Origin of the sequence: Pseudooceanicola spongiae (genome assembly GCF_014899185.1) — a bacterium.
GTDB classification, from domain to species: Bacteria; Pseudomonadota; Alphaproteobacteria; order Rhodobacterales; family Rhodobacteraceae; genus Pseudooceanicola; species Pseudooceanicola spongiae.
The window spans coordinates 4,210,811-4,227,116 of sequence record NZ_CP045201.1 but is presented as its reverse complement, the minus strand read 5'-3'; the positions used below and the strand labels follow the sequence as shown (position 1 = coordinate 4,227,116).

Genomic DNA, 16,306 nt, shown 5'->3' with positions numbered 1-16,306 from the left:
GAGGCCTACATATGACCCATCGCCCAGCGACACCAGATGCGACCAACGATGAGGGTCAGGTTGCGGACGCGGTCCGTGGCAATTGGGTCGACAGGCTGGCGCCGCCCGCCACCCGCCCCTATCTGAGGTTGTCACGCGCCGACCGGCCCATCGGCACATGGCTGCTGCTGCTGCCCTGCTGGTGGGGGCTGCTGCTGGCCATCGCGTCGGACGGGCAACCACGCTGGCAGGATCTGTGGATATTCGTGGCCTGTGGGCTTGGCGCGTTCCTGATGCGGGGCGCGGGCTGTACCTGGAACGACATCACCGACCGGGAATTCGATGCCTCGGTCGCGCGCACCCGCTCGCGGCCGATCCCCTCGGGTCAGGTCAGCGTCAAGCAGGCGGTCGCGTGGATGGTGGCGCAGGCGCTGATCGCCTTCTGCATCCTGCTGACGTTTCCGGTGGCGGCGATCGTGCTGGGGTTCATCTCGATCATACCCGTCGCGATCTATCCGTTTGCCAAGCGATTCACCTGGTGGCCTCAGGTCTTCCTCGGCCTTGCGTTCAACTGGGGCGCGCTGATGGTCTGGACGGCGCATACCGGCAGCCTGAGCGCGGCGCCGGTGATCCTCTATATCGCGGGGATCGCCTGGACGCTGTTCTACGACACCATCTATGCCCATCAGGACAAGGAAGACGACGCGCTGATCGGCGTCAAATCCACCGCCCGCCTGTTCATGGAGCGCACGCCGCAGTGGCTGGCGCGCTTCCTGATCGCTTCGGTCGCGCTGATGTCGCTGGCCATTCTGGTGGCGCTGCTGCCGAGCGCCTCGCCTCTCAGCATCGTGATGGCGCTGGCGGGGGCCTGGGCGTTCGGGGCGCACATGCTCTGGCAGCTGAAACACTACGATGACACCGACTTTGACGGGCTTTTGTTCCTGTTCCGCGCCAATCGCGATGCCGGTCTGTTGCCTTTGCCGTTTTTCGCCGCCGCCATCCTGCTCTGATTGCCACGCCCGGCTCCGACGTCTAGACACGGGGCAACTGAAACTGCGCCCGGACCCCGCCTGATGCGTCTGTCCTCGATCTTCATCCTGACCGGAACGTTCCTTGCCGCCGCTGCGGGCAGCATGGTGGCTGCAGGCTTTGCCGTCGACACCATCGAGAACGCGTCGGAAACCAATGTCCGCCGGTCGCTGGACCAGTCCGAACTGGGCTGGGCCGAGGTGCGCGCCGACGGCCTGCAGGTGCGGCTGAGCGGCATCGCCCCGACCGAGGCGCTGCGGTTTCGTGCCAAGTCCGTCGCCAGTTCGGTGGTGGAGGCCAGCCGGGTCATCGACCGGATGCAGGTGCAGGCCAGCAGTGCGCTGGCGGCCCCGGATTTTTCCATCGAGATCCTGCGCAATGAGGGGGAAATCTCTCTCATCGGGCTGATCCCGGCGGAGACGGATCGCGCGGCGCTGGTGGACCGGGTGTCCAAGCTGCGCGGCGTCGAGAATGTCTCCGACCTGCTGCAAAGCGCGGATTATCCGGTGCCTGCGGGCTGGAGCGCGACGGTCTCCTATGCCGTCAACGCCTTGCGCAACCTGCCTCATTCCAAGATTTCGCTGTCCTCGGACCGGGTGTCGATCACCGCAATGAGCGACAGCCCCGAGGCCAAGCGCGCGCTGGAGGCCGATCTGCGCCGCCGCGCCGACCCCGACATGCGGCTGATGCTGTCGATCAGCGCGCCGCGCCCGATCATCGCGCCCTTCACCCTGCGATTCGTCCGCGACGCCGAGGGCGCGCGCTTTGACGCCTGTTCGGCCGATACCGAGCGCGCCTCGCGGATGATTCTGGACGCCGGGCGCGTCGCCGGGATGGAGGCGCCGGGTCGCTGTGTCATCGGCCTTGGCGTGCCCTCCTCCGACTGGGGGCGGGCGACCTCGATGGCGGTGCGTGCCGTGGGCGAGCTGGGCGGTGGCAGTGTTACCGTGTCGGACGCCGACATCAGCCTGATCGCCGCCGAAGGCACCACACAGGCCGATTTCGACCGCGTTGTCGGCGAGCTGGAGAATGGCTTGCCCGAGGTCTATGCGCTGCACACCGTGCTGCCGAAGATGCCCGATGCCGCCCCCTCGGGCACGCCCGAGTTCACCGCCACGCTGAGCCCTGAGGGGAAGGTGCAGCTGCGCGGCCGGGTCAGTGACGAGGTGATGCGCAACGCCACCGAATCCCTCGCCAAGGCGCGGTTCGGCAGTGACAGCGTTTATACTGCCGCGCGGCTGGACGAGACATTGCCCGAGGGCTGGCCGGTGCGGGTGCTGACCAGCCTTGATGCGCTGTCGCTGCTGGCCAATGGTGCCGTCACGGTGACGCCGGACTCGGTGGACATCAGCGGCAACACCGGCAATCAGGACGCCAGCAACGAGATCGCGCGGATGTTCGGCAGCCGGTTGGGCGAAGGCGCAGAGTTTCAGATCAATGTCACCTATCAGGAAAAGCTGGACCCGCTGGCCGCCCTGCCCACGCCTGAGGAATGTCTGGCGCTGCTGAAGGGCGTGCAGAAAGAGGCCAAGATCAACTTCGAGCCCGGCTCGGCCAATGTGACCGGGGACAGCCGCGGCCTGCTGGACCAGATCGCGGAAGTGCTGAAAACCTGCCCCGAGCTGCCGCTGCAGATCGCCGGCTTCACCGACAGTCAGGGCCGCGAAGAGATGAACCTGGCGCTGAGCGAGAGCCGCGCACAGGCAGTGCTGAACGAATTGCGCACCCGCCGCGTGCTGACCAGCAGCTTTGCCGCCGAAGGCTTTGGCGAGGCCGATCCGATCGCCGACAACGCCACCGAAGAGGGCCGCGAAGCCAACCGTCGCATCGAGTTCCGCCTGCAGGCCACCGCCGATGACGATGCGGGCACCGCGCCGGGCATGATCGTCGAGGACGGTCTGGGCGGCGCGCATCTGCTGGGCGATGGCAGCGATGTCGACGTCTCGGGGGACGAGGGGCGCGAGGATATCGACGGCTCGGGCGACGCGACAGACGACGGGTCGGGCGACTTTTCCGGCGATGACATGGGCGAGGGCAGCGATGCGGGCGAGGATCTGCCCGCAGAGTGAGCGGCGCGCACAAGACAGCCCGAGCGGCTTGAGGACATATCAAATGCCCATGGCGGACTGGCCTGGGACACAGGGGACGACTAGGTGAACAGAACGGAATTTATCATCGCCACTGCGATCATCCTGTTCGTGGCATTCTGCATGGGCTGGTTTTCATACTGGCTGATCCATCGCTTCACCCGCGTGTCGAAATCGGACATGGGCGAGCTGGAGAAGATGGCGCAGGATCTGCACGACGCGGAAGAAACCCGCGATCAGGCGATCACCTATCTGCAGCAGCGCGAGGACGACCTGACAACGCAGCTGAACCAGAGTGAAGCAGAGCTTTCCGCCACGATGGAGGGCCTGCGCGAAGCGCGCCATGAGGCCGAGGAACTGCGCGCTTATATCGAGCGTATTCACCAGAGGTCATGAGGCCCCCACCCACTAAGGGGGGGATGATCAGCGCCAGCGCGACAGGGCGTCTTCGTCGCTGTCCTTGGCGGCGACCCAGGTCGCGCCCTCAGCGGTGAATTCCTTCTTCCAGAAGGGCGCGCGGCTTTTGAGGTAATCCATCAGGAAATCGGCGGCCAGAAAGGCATCTGCACGGTGCGCCGAGGCGGTGGCAACCATCATGATCGGCTCCTCCGGCGTCAGCGCGCCGTAGCGGTGCAGGATCAGCACCGGCCCAAGCGACCAGCGCGTCGCGGCCTCCTCAGCGATGCTCTGCAGGGCGCTTTCGGTCATGCCGGGATAATGTTCGATAACCATTTTCGACAGCCCGCCATTGGCGCCGGGCAGATCGCGCACGAGGCCGGTGAAGCAGACCACGGCCCCTGCCCCGGCCTGCGCCGCAAGCGTGGTGAAGGCGCTGAGCAAGACTCCCGGATCGAAGGCGGCGTCCTGAACGCGGATGTCGATCAGGCTCATCCGCTCAGCCCCCGGTCATCGGCGGGAAGAACGCGATCTCGCGCACGCCCGCGAGGGGCGCGTCGAAGTCCGAGAGCTGCTGATCGACGGCGACGCGCAGGGCCGTGAGGTCGGAGAAGGCCAGCGCGTAGCGGTCTTCGCGCGCCGAGAGTTCGTGCACGAGGTCCATGACGGTGGCGGCCGAGCTCTCGACCCGCTCTTTCGGCAGGCCGATGCGTTCACGGACCCAGGCGAAATACAGCACGTCCATCAGTCGTCCTTCAGGTGCGGGCGCGCCTTGAGGAAATAGTCCGCGCCGGTGATCAGGGTCAGCGCGGCGGCAATCCAGATGAGCGCCACGCCGCCCCATGTTGTCCAGTCGTTCAGCACCATCAGCAGACGCAGGTTGAGGTCATCGGGCTGGCTGCCGGTCAGGATCGCGTCGACAGATTCGGATTCGAGGCCGAAGATGGCGGTGCCGAGCTGATGTTCGGCAATGCCCTGCGCCAGCAGCACGACGATGGCGACCATCTGCGAGGTCGTCTTCCACTTGGCGAGCTTGGTGACCTTGAGCAGACCTGCGGTTTCGCCGAGGAATTCGCGCAGGCCCGACACGAAGACCTCGCGGAACAGGATCGCGGCGGCGGGCAGGATCAGCAGAGGCGCCAGCGACGAGACATGCGCCAGCACCATCAGGGCAATGACCACCATCGCCTTGTCGGCAATCGGGTCGAGCATGGTGCCAAGCTTGCTGACCTGATTGAGGTTGCGTGCAAGGTAGCCGTCAAACCAGTCGGTGGCCGAGGCAACGATGAAAAGGATCAGCGCCCACCAATCCGCAAAGGGACGGGGCAGCAGAAGGAAGCACAGCGCGATACCGGGCGCACAAAGCAGGCGCAGGATCGTCAGGAGATTGGGAAGTGTCAGGGTCATGATCCCTCTCCTATCCTTCCTTGCAGCGCCGGGAAAGCGGGATTCAAGGCGTTTCACGTTCAACTCATGTTCAACGGCCCGGCGAGGCGATGGTTCCGGCCCGCGTGCGCCGCATTCCGCCACCCAAACACAGAGACTGCGCCTCCGGGGCCGCAAAAGCGACCATCAAGGCATCATTGGGCGACTTTTTTCGCAGCCCCGCCACACGTTTTTATCCGGGCCTGCCATGGGTCGCCTTGCCTGAGGCACGGGCGGACCTTACATCCACCACCATGAGTAGATGGAACCCCCTGAAGAAGCGCCCACCCATGGTGGCCGTGATTGCCCTCGGCGGCATGATTTCCGCCGGCCCGCGCGGCCCGCTGAGTGACGAGGCTCTGGCCCCTGTCATCGAGAAGGCGTTCCGGCGCGGCAAACCCGTGGCCGTGGCGCTGAAAATCAATTCGCCCGGCGGATCGCCGGTGCAATCGTCGCTGATTGCCGCCCGCATCCGGCGGCTGGCGGATGAAAAGCACATCCCCGTCTATGCCTTTGTCGAAGATGTCGCGGCCTCGGGCGGCTACTGGCTGGCCTGCGCGGCGGATGAGATTCTGGCGGACGAGGGCTCGATCCTCGGCTCGATCGGGGTGATTTCCGCCGGGTTCGGCGCGCATGTCTTTCTGGCGCGGCAGGGGATCGAGCGGCGGGTCTATACGGCAGGCGAGAGCAAGAGCATGCTCGACCCGTTCCGCCCCGAGAGCGAAGAGGATGTCGCGCGCCTGAAAGGGTTGCTTGAGGATATCCACGGCACCTTCATCGCATACGTCAAATCGCGTCGGGGTGCGGCGCTGAAGACCGACGAAGAGATGTTCACCGGCAAGGTCTGGCTGGGCCGCAAGGCGGTCGAGCGCGGTCTGATTGATGGCATCGGGCATATGGTGCCGGTGATGAAGGACCGCTTTGGCGACACCGTGCGTTTCCGCACCTATGGCAAGAAGCGCGGGCTGATCAGCCGACTGGGTGCCTCGGTGCTGAACGACGGGCTGAATTCCATCGAGGAGCGGGCCGCTTACGCCCGCTTCGGCCTCTGAGGTGGTGGTCAAGGTCGTCATCCTGTTTCTGGTCGGCATGGGCGTCATGGCGATGTTCGGCAAGCTGACGCTGCCGGGACAAAAGAAGCCGGGCGCGAAGAAACCGGGCCAGCTTGGCGGCAAGAAATGCTCCGCTTGCGGGCGCTACATGATCGGCAAAGGGCCCTGCGCCTGCCGGTCCAAAAAGGGATAATCCCAAGATATGCTACCCTGGTTGCTGGCCGTTCTGGGCCTTGTCATCCTGCTGCTTGCCGGTGACGCGCTGGTGCGCGGCGCGGTGAACCTTTCGCTGCGCATGGGCATCCCGGCGCTGATCGTCAGCTTGACCGTGGTGGCCTTCGGCACCTCGGCGCCAGAGCTGCTGATCTCGATCTCGGCGGTGATGGACGGCAAGCCGGGGCTGGCGCTTGGCAATGTGGTCGGCTCCAACACCGCCAATATCCTGCTGGTGCTGGGCATTCCGGCGCTGCTGGCGACGATGCACACCAGCGAACACGACAGCCGCAAAAGCTATCTGACGATGATCGTGGCGACGCTGGTCTTCATCGGGCTGGCAATGCGCGGCACGCTGGATCTGATGGCGGGGGGGATCATGCTGGCGATGCTGGCGCTGATCCTCGCCGATCAGGGGCGCGACGTGATCCGCCACAAACGCGACACCGAGAGCGCCGCCTGCGCCCTGCCCGAGGGTGAGGTCGAGGGCGCCGATCCCGCGATGCGCTGGTGGAAGGTCATCATGTTCCTGGTCATCGGTCTGGTCGGGCTGCCGCTTGGCGCGCAGTTGCTGGTCACCAATGCCTCGATCATTGCGCGCGATTTCGGCATCAGCGAGACGGTGATCGGCCTGACGCTGGTGGCGGTCGGCACCTCGCTGCCGGAGCTGGCGACGACGGTGATGGCGGCACTGCGCAAGCAGGCTGACGTGGCGCTTGGCAACGTGATCGGGTCGAACATGTTCAACCTGCTGGGCATCATGGGCGTCACCACGCTGATCGGAAAGGTGCCGGTCGATGTGGCCGAGCTGGAGTTCGACTTTGCCGTCATGCTCGGCAGTTCGCTGCTGCTGGTGCCCTTCGTGTTTTTCCGCCGCAACATCACATGGCCCGTCGGCGCTATTCTGATCCTGCTCTACGCCTGCTATATCGGAGCAGTTCTGATCTGATACCCCAAGAGGAAGCCCCATGAGCGACGATACAGCCCGCCTGCCACAGACCCCCGCCCCCCGCCGCGCTTTGGTCACCGGGGGCGCAAAACGTCTCGGGCGGGCCATGGCGCTGGCGTTGGCCGAGCAGGGGCATGATGTTGCGGTGCACTACGGTGGATCGGCCGACGCCGCCGAAGAGGTCTGCGCCGCGATCCGCGCCATGGGACGCAAGGCGGTGACCGTTCAGGCCGATCTGACGCTGGAGGCCGAGGTGCAGACGCTGGTCGCGCGCGCGGCCGAGGGCCTCGGCGGGGCGCTGACCTGCCTCGTCAACAACGCCTCGGTCTTTGAATACGACAATATCGAAAGCGCGACGCGCAAGACCTGGGACATGCACATGGAGGCCAATCTGCGCGCCCCCTTCGTGCTGATGCAGCATTTCGCCGCGCAGGCCCCTGCCCCGCTGCGCGACAGCCGCGACGAGCCGCTGGCGCAGGGTATGGTGATGAACCTGCTCGACCAGCGGGTGCACAAGCTGACCCCGGAATTCATGAGCTACACGATCTCCAAGATGGGCCTCTGGGCGCTGACCCAGACCGCAGCGCGGGCGCTGGCCCCGGCTGTGCGGGTCAATGCCATCGGCCCCGGACCAACCCTGCAGGGCGCGCGCCAGAGCGAGGCGCACTTCGCCGCACAGCGCGAAAATACGGTGCTGGAGCGCGGCTCCAACCCCGAGGATATCACGGCCGCCCTGCTGTACTTCCTGAACGCGCCCGGGGTCACCGGACAGCTGCTGTGCACCGATGGTGGGCAGCATCTTGCCTGGCAAACCCCCGATGTTCAGGGCGTCGAATGAGCCTTTTCGTTTGACTTCTGCACGGGCCTGAAAACCGTCATCAAACCGTTACCAAAACCCTAACGTTTTCAGGCCCTTGGCATCGTCAAATAATAAAAGCGAACGATTACAATGCATTATATTTGCGCCTAATTTTTAGGCAGGTCAAGGAAGGGGCCTTGAAACAACGATTTTTTCGCGTTCACGGATGAGTACCCCCAGACTTATCCACAGAATAGGGGGAAACCTTTTCCCTTGTGCTGGGTGCGGGAGTTTTGCAGTCAGGCCGAAGAATCGGAAGCGTTTGAAGCTGCCCCTGCGTAAGGAAAATGATGTCTGACGAGACCCAAGTGAACAGCCCTGCACAGCGCGCGCCCTACGGGCACGAGATCATTCAGGGGTATCTGGCGACCTTGGACAGTTCGCCCGGTGTCTACCGCATGCTGGATGCTGAAAGCCGGGTGCTCTACGTCGGCAAGGCGCGCAATCTCAGGGCGCGGGTGTCGAACTATTCGCGCCCCACGGGGCATTCCGCGCGCATCGCCCGGATGATCCGCGAAACCGCCAGCATGATGTTCCTGACCACCCGGACCGAGACCGAGGCGCTGCTGCTCGAGCAGAACCTGATCAAGCAGCTGAAGCCGCGCTACAACGTGCTGCTGCGCGACGACAAGAGCTTTCCCAACATCCTGGTCGCCAAGGATCACGCCTATCCGCAGATCCGCAAACACCGCGGCGCCAAGACCTCGAAGGGCGCCTACTACGGCCCCTTCGCCAGTGCTGGGGCGGTAAACCGGACGCTGAACCAGCTGCAGAAGGTCTTCCTGCTGAGGAACTGCACGGATTCGATGTTCGAGGGCCGCTCGCGCCCCTGTCTGCTGTACCAGATCAAGCGCTGCTCGGCGCCCTGCGTCGGCTACATCAGCGAGGCGGACTATGCCTCCAGCGTCTCGGATGCCGAGAAGTTCCTGCAGGGGCGCACCACCGGCGTGCAGGAAAAGCTCGCCGCCGAAATGGCCGCCGCCAGCGAAGCGATGGAATTCGAGCGTGCCGCTGCCATGCGCGACCGCATCCGCGCCCTCACTCAGGTGCAAAGCGCCCAAGGCATCAACCCGCGCGTCACCGGCGAGGCCGACGTCGTGGCGCTGCATCTTGAGGGCGGACAGGCCTGCGTGCAGGTCTTTTTCATCCGCGCGCACCAGAACTGGGGCAATCAGGACTTCTACCCCCGCGTCGGCGCCGACATCGACGAGGCCGAGGTGCTGGAGGCTTTCCTCGGTCAGTTCTACGACCAGAAGGACCCGCCCCGCCAGATCCTGCTGAGCCACGCCATTGAGAACGAAGACCTGATGACCGAAGCACTGAGCGAAAAGGCCGGTCGCAAGGTCGAGATCCTCGTCCCGCAACGCGGCGAAAAGGCCGAGCTGATCGAGGGGGCCGCGCGCAATGCCCGTGAAAGTCTGGGCCGCAAGATGGCCGAAAGCGCGACCCAGACAAAGCTGCTGAAAGGCGTGGCCGAAGCTTTCGGACTGGCCAGCATGCCGACCCGGATCGAGGTCTACGACAACTCGCACATCCAGGGCACAAATGCGGTCGGCGGCATGATCGTCGCCGGGCCGGACGGTTTCATGAAGAACCAGTATCGCAAGTACAACATCCGGGGCGAGGAGCTCACTCCGGGCGATGACTTCGGGATGATGAAAGAGGTGTTGAACCGTCGCCTGAAACGGCTGCTGAAAGAGGACCCCGACCGCGACAAGGGCCTCTGGCCAGACTTGCTGCTGATCGACGGCGGGGCCGGTCAGGTTTCGGCGGTGCAGCAGATCCTGAACGAGATGGGTGTGCCCGACCTGCCCATGGTGGGCGTGGCAAAGGGCGTGGACCGTGATCATGGCAAGGAAGAGTTCCACCGCCCCGGAACGCGTCCCTTCGCGCTGCGCATGAACGACCCGGTGCTCTATTTCATTCAACGATTGCGCGATGAGGCCCACCGCTGGGCCATCGGCACACACCGGGCGAAACGCTCCAAGCAGATCTCGGCCAACCCGCTGGATGACGTGCCCGGCGTCGGCTCGACCCGCAAGCGCGCCCTGCTCGCGCACTTCGGCAGCGCCAAAGCAGTGGCGCGCGCCAACCTCTCGGATCTGAAGGCCGTTGATGGCGTGTCAGACAGTCTTGCAGAAACGATCTACGATTATTTCCACGCCTCCACATGATGTCCTCTGCAGTATGCCTCCGGCGGAAGTATTTTTGGCAAGATGATAAAGCGCGCGGCTCCCCTGTCATCTTGCCTGAAATACTTCGGGGGAGCGCCGCCAGGCGCGGGGGCAGAGCCCCCTTCCCGAGCGATCAGTCGCGCAAGCGCCAGCCAGTTTTGAAGATCCACCAGACGATCGTCAGACAGATCACGAAGAACACGGCGATAGCACCAAGACTGATGCCGATCGAGACGTCAGAGACTCCGAAGAAGGCCCAGCGAAATCCGGAGATCAGATATAGGACCGGGTTGAACATCGTGACCGTCTGCCAGAACGGCGGCAGCATTGTGACCGAGTAGAAAGAGCCGCCCAGAAAGACCAATGGGGTGACGATCAGCAAGGGCACCAGCTGCAATTGCTCAAAGTTCTTGGCCCAGATGCCGATGATGAACCCCATCAGAGAGAACGTGAGGCAGGTCAGCACCAGAAAGGCGATCATCGCCACCGGGTGCTGAATGGTCAGGTCGACGAAGAGCGCCGCTGTGCCGAGGATCACGAGGCCGATGAAAAGCGCCTTTGTCGCGGCGGCACCGACGAAGCCCAGCACGATTTCGAGGAAGTTCACAGGGGCGGAGAGCAGTTCGAATATCGTGCCGATGAACTTGGGGAAGTAGATCCCGAAGGAGGCGTTGGAGATCGACTGCATGATCACCGAGAGCATGATCAGGCCGGGCACGATGAAGGCGCCGTAGGGCACGCCCTCGACTTCCTGGATGCGCGAGCCGATGGCGGCGCCGAAGACCACGAAATAGAGCGAGGTCGAGATGACGGGGGAAATGAAGCTTTGCCCGATCGTGCGGAAAAACCGCGCCATTTCCGCTTTGTAGATCGATTTTACGGCCAGCAGGTTCATGCTGTTGCCTCCTCTTCGGTGGAGCCTTCGGAGACGAGATCCACGAAGATCTCCTCCAGAGAGCTTTGCCGGGTCTGAACGTCACGCAACACGATGCCCGCTTCGTTCAGAGACCGCATCAGGCCCGCAATGCCGGTGCGATCGGCGTGGGTGTCATAGGAATAGACCAGCGTCTGGCCCTCGTCAGCGAGTTCGATGTCGTAGTCGGAGAGCTGCGCCGGCAGGGCGTCCAGCGGCGCACGCAACTCGATCCTGAGCTCCTTGCGGCCAAACCGGCGCATCAGGTCCTGGGTCGGTTCGACCATCAGGATCTGGCCCTTGAGGATCACGCCCACACGGTCGGCCATCGCCTCGGCTTCCTCGATATAGTGGGTGGTGAGGATGATCGTGACGCCTTCGGATTTGAGTTGCGCCACGGTTTCCCACATGTCCTTGCGCAGGCCAACGTCGACCCCCGCGGTCGGCTCGTCCAGAAACAGCACGCGCGGCTCATGCGCCAGCGCCTTGGCGATCAGCACCCGGCGCTTCATGCCGCCCGACAGTTCGCGCACGCGCGAGCGGCGCTTGTCCCAGAGCGAAAGGCGTTTCAGGATCCGCTCGACCAAGGCCTCATCGCGGGGCTTACCGAACAGGCCGCGCGAATAATGCAGGTTGTCCTCGACCACCGAGAAGGGCTCAAGGTTGATTTCCTGAGGCACCAGCCCGATCATGGAGCGGGCTTTGCGAAATTCTTGCTGAATGTCGTGCCCGCCCACGGTCGCCGAACCGGAGGTGGGTTCGGTGATGCCGCAGATGGTGGAAATCAGCGTCGTCTTGCCGGCGCCGTTGGGCCCGAGCAGGGCGATGATCTCGCCCGCTTCGATGTCGAGCGTGATGCCCTTGAGGGCCTCGAAACCGCCCTCATAGGTCTTTTTCAGATCTCGGATCTGCAGGATCGCAGCCATGGTCGTCCCCCTTCCGCATAACACATGCCCGATGTACGGGATTTGATAGGGACATAGGCCGGAACGGTGTAAGTTTCATTGTGCCATTTCACACAACCCCGCCTGCCTTGGTGCGGAGGCGGGGCCATTGCAGCGGCACCGCCGCCGCAGCGTAGGGCCGAGATGCCCGGCGGTGGCTGCGCCCGGGCGCGCAAGGCGGCCCCGGCTCGGCGGGATCAGTTGCCCCGAATGCGGCTGAGCCAGCCTTTTTTCTCTGCCACGGATTCGGTTTCAGCCTCGGCAGGCGCGGCATCCGCATCGGCATCGGCCTCGGCGGGCGCCTCGAGCACTTCCTGAAAGCGGGTGAAGAACTGGTCCGCCATCTTCTTGGCGAAGCCATCGATGATGCGGCTGCCCAGCTGGGCCAGCTTGCCACCGACCTTGGCCTCGACATCATAGAAAAGCTCGGTGCCGTCGGGGTGTTCTTCCAGACGCACGGCGGCGCCGCCCTTGGCAAAGCCCGCAGCGCCGCCCTTGCCCTCGCCCGAGAGGGTCAGTTTCTCGTTCACCACCAGATCGGAGACGACAACCATCCCCTTGAAGGTGGCTTTCACGGGGCCGACTTTCTGCACCACGGTTGCCTCAAAGCCGTCTTCCGGCGTGCCGGTCACATCCTGCGCGCCGGGCACGCATTCCTGCAACACCTCGGGGGACAGGAGGGCGGCAAATACGGTGGCACGGTCGGCGCGGATAACACGGCTGTCGCTCATTTCCATGGCGGAGTTCCTCTGGCTCGGAGTGGTCAGGTTCAGAATGGTATGGGGCCCGGAGTGCTCCGGGGTCGCTGGCGACGCTAGAGCAAAGGCCGGGCGGGGCCAAGTGCGGCTTTGGTGCAGGTGGGCGATGGGGGAAGGCTGTCTCCCGGCCTGCGTTCATCTTGTGCTAACCAGATCCAGCCTAAGTCTGCTGCGGCGCCCTGCCCTTTTTTGCGCCGGGGCACGAGGATAGAGATGACAGGTTTCAGGATCAGCCGGGGTGTGCGGCAAGTCGCTGGTGAACATGGGATCGGGCCGGGCCGCCTGGATGCGGGGCTGCGCGCCTTGGTGATCGACCCGATCCCTGGCGACGCGGAGCGGCTGCAGCGGCTGATCGCCACCAGCGATCCCGAGAGTACATGCGCGGTTGCCGGGACGCTGGACGAAGGCATGGCGGAGGCTGGTGCGCCGGATGTCGTCTTTCTGGATGACAGCCTGCCGGGCGATGCGGTGCTGCGCGCGATTGAGGCTTTGCTGGACGCCTCGCCCCGCTGTGCCATCATCCTAACGCTGACGCAGGGGGATGAGGCGCTGGCGACATCGGCGCTGCTGCGCGGCGCGGTCGACTATATCCCCAAGCGCAGGCTGTCCGAGGGCGCGGTGCGCAGGATGCTGAAGGTCGGCACGCAGACCGCCCTGATGCGCTGGAAGATCGAACAGCAGCGCGAGGAGCTGACGACCTTCGCCAATGTGCTGGTGCATGATTTCCGCGCCCCGATCATTCAGGTGTCCTGCATGGCCGAGCTGCTGGCGGAAAGTCTGCGCGACGGCGACACGGAGGCCACGTTGAAGGAACTGGCGATGCTGCAGAAATCCGCCCGGCAGATGGCGGAGCTGGTCGACAGCCTGTCGGCGCTGCTGCGCAGCGATCAGGCGTCGCGACTCGAGACGGTGACAGCGGATGCGCTGAACGACCGGGCGATGACCGCACTGGCGCGCACCATTGCGCAGGCCGACGCCGTGATCGAGATCGCCCCTGCGCCCTATGAGATCACCTGCAATCCGCCGCAGATTGCGCAGCTGCTCCAGAATCTTCTGGCCAATTCTATCAAGTTTTCCTGTGGCGTGCGCCCGCATGTGCGCGTCAGCGTCGTGCAGGACGGCGCGGACCATCTCCGCTTCAGCGTCAGCGACAATGGCATCGGCGTGCCTGCGCGCTTTCAGGATGCGATATTCGAGCCATTCCGGCGGCTGAGACCCTCGGACGATATTCCGGGGTCGGGGCTGGGGCTGGCCACCTGCAAAAAAATCGTCGAGCGCCACGGCGGCACCATCTGGTGCATGGCGCAGGAGTCGAAACCTGTGGAGGGCAGCAATCCGGGCACGACGATCTGCTTCCGACTACCGCGTCACCTCGCCCCTGCTGAGCAGGCACAGGCCGCACAGGGCCTTGCATCAGGGCGCAGGTCTGGCTGAGGGCAAATCGCATGCGACTGCGGCCGCGTGACTGCTAAAAGCGGCCTGTTTTCAACTGGTTGAGGAGAATGGTGCACCCGAGAGGATTCGAACCTCTGACCCCTTGATTCGTAGTCAAGTACTCTATCCAGCTGAGCTACGGGTGCGTTGGAGGCCGTTTAGACCGAGCGTCCGGGGGGCGCAAGCAGAAAAATTAAAAAATCTGCGACAAAGATTTCGAGGCACGCGCGAAGGCTTTGGTTTATTGGCTTTGCGCGAAAACGCGGCGGAAAAAAAGTTTTCGCGCCGCCTCCTAGCGATCCTGGGGTGGTCGGCTTTTGGGGAGGGCCGCGATCGACGGGACGGCTCAGCGGGCGGCCAGCCCGACTCCGGTGATCTCTTTGGGCAGCAGAATGAGGAAGGTCGTGCCTGTGGGACCGGTGCTCTCCAGCTCGATCTGACCGCCGTGCCCCCGGATCAGCTCGGCCGAGATGACGAGGCCAAGCCCGGTGCCCCCTTTGCGCGCCCCACCCTGAAACGGAGTAAAGAGATTCTCGCGCGCTTTCGGCGGCAGACCGGGGCCGGTATCAGAGACGCGGATCAGCCAGTGGCTGTCGGTCTCCTCTGCGGAGACGGCAATCTCGCCCGGGGCGCCGGTGTTCTCGATCGCCTGACGGGCATTGCGCACCAGATTGAAGATCACGCGGTAGAGCTGTTCGGGATCGGCGCGCAGGCGCAGGGTCGCCGGAATATCCTCGGCAAAGGAGATGTCGTGCTCACCCACGGCAAGGCGTTCGCTGTCGATGACATCGCCCACGACGTCGATGAGGGCGACCTGAGACAGCCGTGGCGCAGGTTCCTCGGCGCGCCCGAAGGCCAGTGTGGCCTCACAGAGGTTCACGGCGCGGGTGATCGAGTTGATGACCTTGGGGGCGAGTCGCTTGACCGCCGGATCCTCGGAAATCTCCAGCCGGTCGGTGAAAAGCTGCGCCGAGGTCAGGATATTGCGCAGATCGTGGCTGATCTTGGCCACGGCAGAGCCGAGCTGGGCGAGACGTTCTTTCTGACGCAATGCATTGGTCAGCTGAGTCTGCAGATCATGCAGGGCGACCTCGGCATCGCGCAGATCCCGGACAGAGGCAGAGGGTTCGATGATGCGCCGGCTGTCCTCGGGGTCTTCGGCGTAGACCTGCATATGCGTGATGACGCCCTTGATGGGCCGCAGGATGAAACTGCGCACGGCAAGGAACAACAGCACGGCCGTAAAGATAGAGAAGACCGCAGAGAGAAAGAACATGTTGATGCCGTATTCCAGCATCGCAGTGCGCAGCGGGCCGGTGGGCATGGTGACTTCGATCAGAAGGCCCGCTTCGCGCACCGGGTTGCCGATCACCCGGATCACCTGATTTTCAGGACGCCAGAGCGTGACGATGGCCTCGCGGATCAGCTCGGCCGCAGTGGGGTCGCGCAGATCATAGGTATCTGTGACGGGCCCGGGCACCGGAGAGGAGAGGACCAGCTGGCGCGCCTCGTCGCGGCGCAGCACGACGTTATAGACCTCAGCATTGCGCAGCAGTTCCTGTTCGAGATCCGGTGCAATCATGTCGTCGGCCAGCAGGGCGAGCGAGGCGATCTGCGCCCTCTCGAGCCGCGACAGCAGATAATCCTCGCGAAAGCGGGCAATCGAGGGCACGAGGATCAGCACTTCGGCCAGGATCACGAAGATCGCGGTGAGGATCAGGAAGCGGCCGGAGAGGGATCGGAACATGACGCGCTGTGCCTAGAGGACGAGGGTCGGGACCGAAAAGCGGACCGCAGACCCGTGTGTTACCAGAAATCTCAGTGTAAAATAGGCGCTTGCGGCGCTTTTAGCCAGATGCAGCACCAATGGATAGGGCGGGAACACGCCGGGAAAGCCCGAAACGCCCGGTATTTTGCGCCACGCCTGAAAAGAGGGCCCTATGGCGGGGTGCGCGGTCGGGGCCTTTCGGGACCGGCGCAACACGATCACAAGGCGCGCCATTGCGCGACGACGACAGAAATCTCTGCCGAAATACCGGCTGCGGGTTTGACAACGGAGCGGCGTCTTCTTATAGACCGGGCTTCATATATACG

General features: G+C 64.1%; 16 protein-coding genes and 1 tRNA gene. 9 read left to right on the top strand and 8 right to left on the bottom strand.

From position 1 onward, the window contains the following. Window positions 1-11 precede the first annotated feature (11 nt). From ubiA to F3W81_RS19960, 3 genes are all read left to right on the top strand, one after another. A complete protein-coding gene (gene ubiA / locus F3W81_RS19970) occupies window positions 12-989 on the top strand; it encodes a 4-hydroxybenzoate octaprenyltransferase (protein ID WP_193081281.1) in 978 nt (325 codons plus the stop codon). A gap of 63 nt (window positions 990-1,052) precedes the next feature. Then, window positions 1,053-3,077, top strand: coding sequence for an OmpA family protein (locus F3W81_RS19965; protein ID WP_193081279.1), 2,025 nt, complete (start codon window positions 1,053-1,055; stop codon window positions 3,075-3,077). Window positions 3,078-3,161: 84 nt separating this feature from the next. After that, complete coding sequence (locus F3W81_RS19960) at window positions 3,162-3,491, top strand: hypothetical protein (protein WP_193081278.1); 330 nt, start codon at window positions 3,162-3,164, stop codon at window positions 3,489-3,491. A gap of 27 nt (window positions 3,492-3,518) precedes the next feature. Here the strand turns inward: F3W81_RS19960 and F3W81_RS19955 are convergent, their stop codons facing one another. Genes F3W81_RS19955 through pgsA form a run of 3 tightly spaced genes read right to left on the bottom strand, consistent with a single transcriptional unit; the run spans window position 3,519 to window position 4,898 of the window. Beyond that, entirely contained in the window at window positions 3,519-3,977 is a 459-nt protein-coding gene (locus F3W81_RS19955; RefSeq protein ID WP_193084059.1) for a molybdenum cofactor biosynthesis protein MoaE, read from the bottom strand. 13 nt (window positions 3,978-3,990) lie between these two features. Next, window positions 3,991-4,236, bottom strand: coding sequence for a molybdopterin converting factor subunit 1 (gene moaD, locus F3W81_RS19950; RefSeq protein WP_193081276.1), 246 nt, complete (start codon window positions 4,234-4,236; stop codon window positions 3,991-3,993). After that, window positions 4,236-4,898, bottom strand: a complete 663-nt coding sequence (pgsA, locus tag F3W81_RS19945; RefSeq protein ID WP_193081274.1) for a CDP-diacylglycerol--glycerol-3-phosphate 3-phosphatidyltransferase — start codon at window positions 4,896-4,898, stop codon at window positions 4,236-4,238. Before pgsA ends, moaD begins: the two co-directional genes overlap by 1 nt. A 272-nt stretch (window positions 4,899-5,170) precedes the next feature. Between pgsA and F3W81_RS19940 the strand changes: the two genes are divergently transcribed. From F3W81_RS19940 to uvrC, 5 genes are all read left to right on the top strand, one after another. Further along, window positions 5,171-5,968, top strand: a complete 798-nt coding sequence (locus F3W81_RS19940; RefSeq protein WP_193081272.1) for a S49 family peptidase — start codon at window positions 5,171-5,173, stop codon at window positions 5,966-5,968. 1 nt (window position 5,969) lies between these two features. Next, window positions 5,970-6,161 carry a hypothetical protein gene (locus F3W81_RS19935; RefSeq protein ID WP_193081270.1) on the top strand — a complete coding sequence of 64 codons (192 nt, stop codon included), beginning with the start codon at window positions 5,970-5,972 and terminating at the stop codon, window positions 6,159-6,161. A gap of 9 nt (window positions 6,162-6,170) precedes the next feature. Beyond that, window positions 6,171-7,130, top strand: coding sequence for a calcium/sodium antiporter (locus tag F3W81_RS19930; protein ID WP_193081268.1), 960 nt, complete (start codon window positions 6,171-6,173; stop codon window positions 7,128-7,130). A 19-nt stretch (window positions 7,131-7,149) separates the two neighbouring features. Then, window positions 7,150-7,968 (top strand): SDR family oxidoreductase, encoded by an 819-nt coding sequence (locus F3W81_RS19925; RefSeq protein WP_193081267.1) that lies wholly within the window; start codon window positions 7,150-7,152, stop codon window positions 7,966-7,968. Between the two features lie 311 nt (window positions 7,969-8,279). Continuing rightward, the gene (gene uvrC / locus F3W81_RS19920; protein WP_193081265.1) at window positions 8,280-10,163 is read left to right on the top strand and encodes an excinuclease ABC subunit UvrC; all 1,884 of its coding nucleotides are present in this window, start codon (window positions 8,280-8,282) and stop codon (window positions 10,161-10,163) included. 133 nt (window positions 10,164-10,296) lie between these two features. Here uvrC and F3W81_RS19915 read toward each other — a convergent pair whose 3' ends face one another. From F3W81_RS19915 to F3W81_RS19905, 3 genes are all read right to left on the bottom strand, one after another. Then, window positions 10,297-11,058: an ABC transporter permease gene (locus tag F3W81_RS19915; protein WP_193081263.1), complete on the bottom strand. Its 762-nt coding sequence runs from the start codon at window positions 11,056-11,058 to the stop codon at window positions 10,297-10,299. Beyond that, on the bottom strand, window positions 11,055-12,002 hold the full coding sequence (locus F3W81_RS19910; protein ID WP_193081261.1) for an ABC transporter ATP-binding protein: 948 nt from the start codon (window positions 12,000-12,002) through the stop codon (window positions 11,055-11,057). Before F3W81_RS19910 ends, F3W81_RS19915 begins: the two co-directional genes overlap by 4 nt. A 215-nt stretch (window positions 12,003-12,217) precedes the next feature. Then, on the bottom strand, window positions 12,218-12,757 hold the full coding sequence (locus F3W81_RS19905; protein ID WP_193081259.1) for a CoxG family protein: 540 nt from the start codon (window positions 12,755-12,757) through the stop codon (window positions 12,218-12,220). A 234-nt stretch (window positions 12,758-12,991) separates the two neighbouring features. Between F3W81_RS19905 and F3W81_RS19900 the strand changes: the two genes are divergently transcribed. Then, on the top strand, window positions 12,992-14,212 hold the full coding sequence (locus tag F3W81_RS19900) for a sensor histidine kinase (RefSeq protein ID WP_193081257.1): 1,221 nt from the start codon (window positions 12,992-12,994) through the stop codon (window positions 14,210-14,212). Between the two features lie 69 nt (window positions 14,213-14,281). Here the strand turns inward: F3W81_RS19900 and F3W81_RS19895 are convergent. Together F3W81_RS19895 and F3W81_RS19890 are read right to left on the bottom strand one after the other, a co-directional pair. Next, window positions 14,282-14,358: transfer RNA gene (locus F3W81_RS19895), tRNA-Arg, on the bottom strand. A gap of 200 nt (window positions 14,359-14,558) precedes the next feature. Further along, entirely contained in the window at window positions 14,559-15,959 is a 1,401-nt protein-coding gene (locus F3W81_RS19890) for a sensor histidine kinase (protein WP_193081256.1), read from the bottom strand. Window positions 15,960-16,306: the final 347 nt, after the last annotated feature.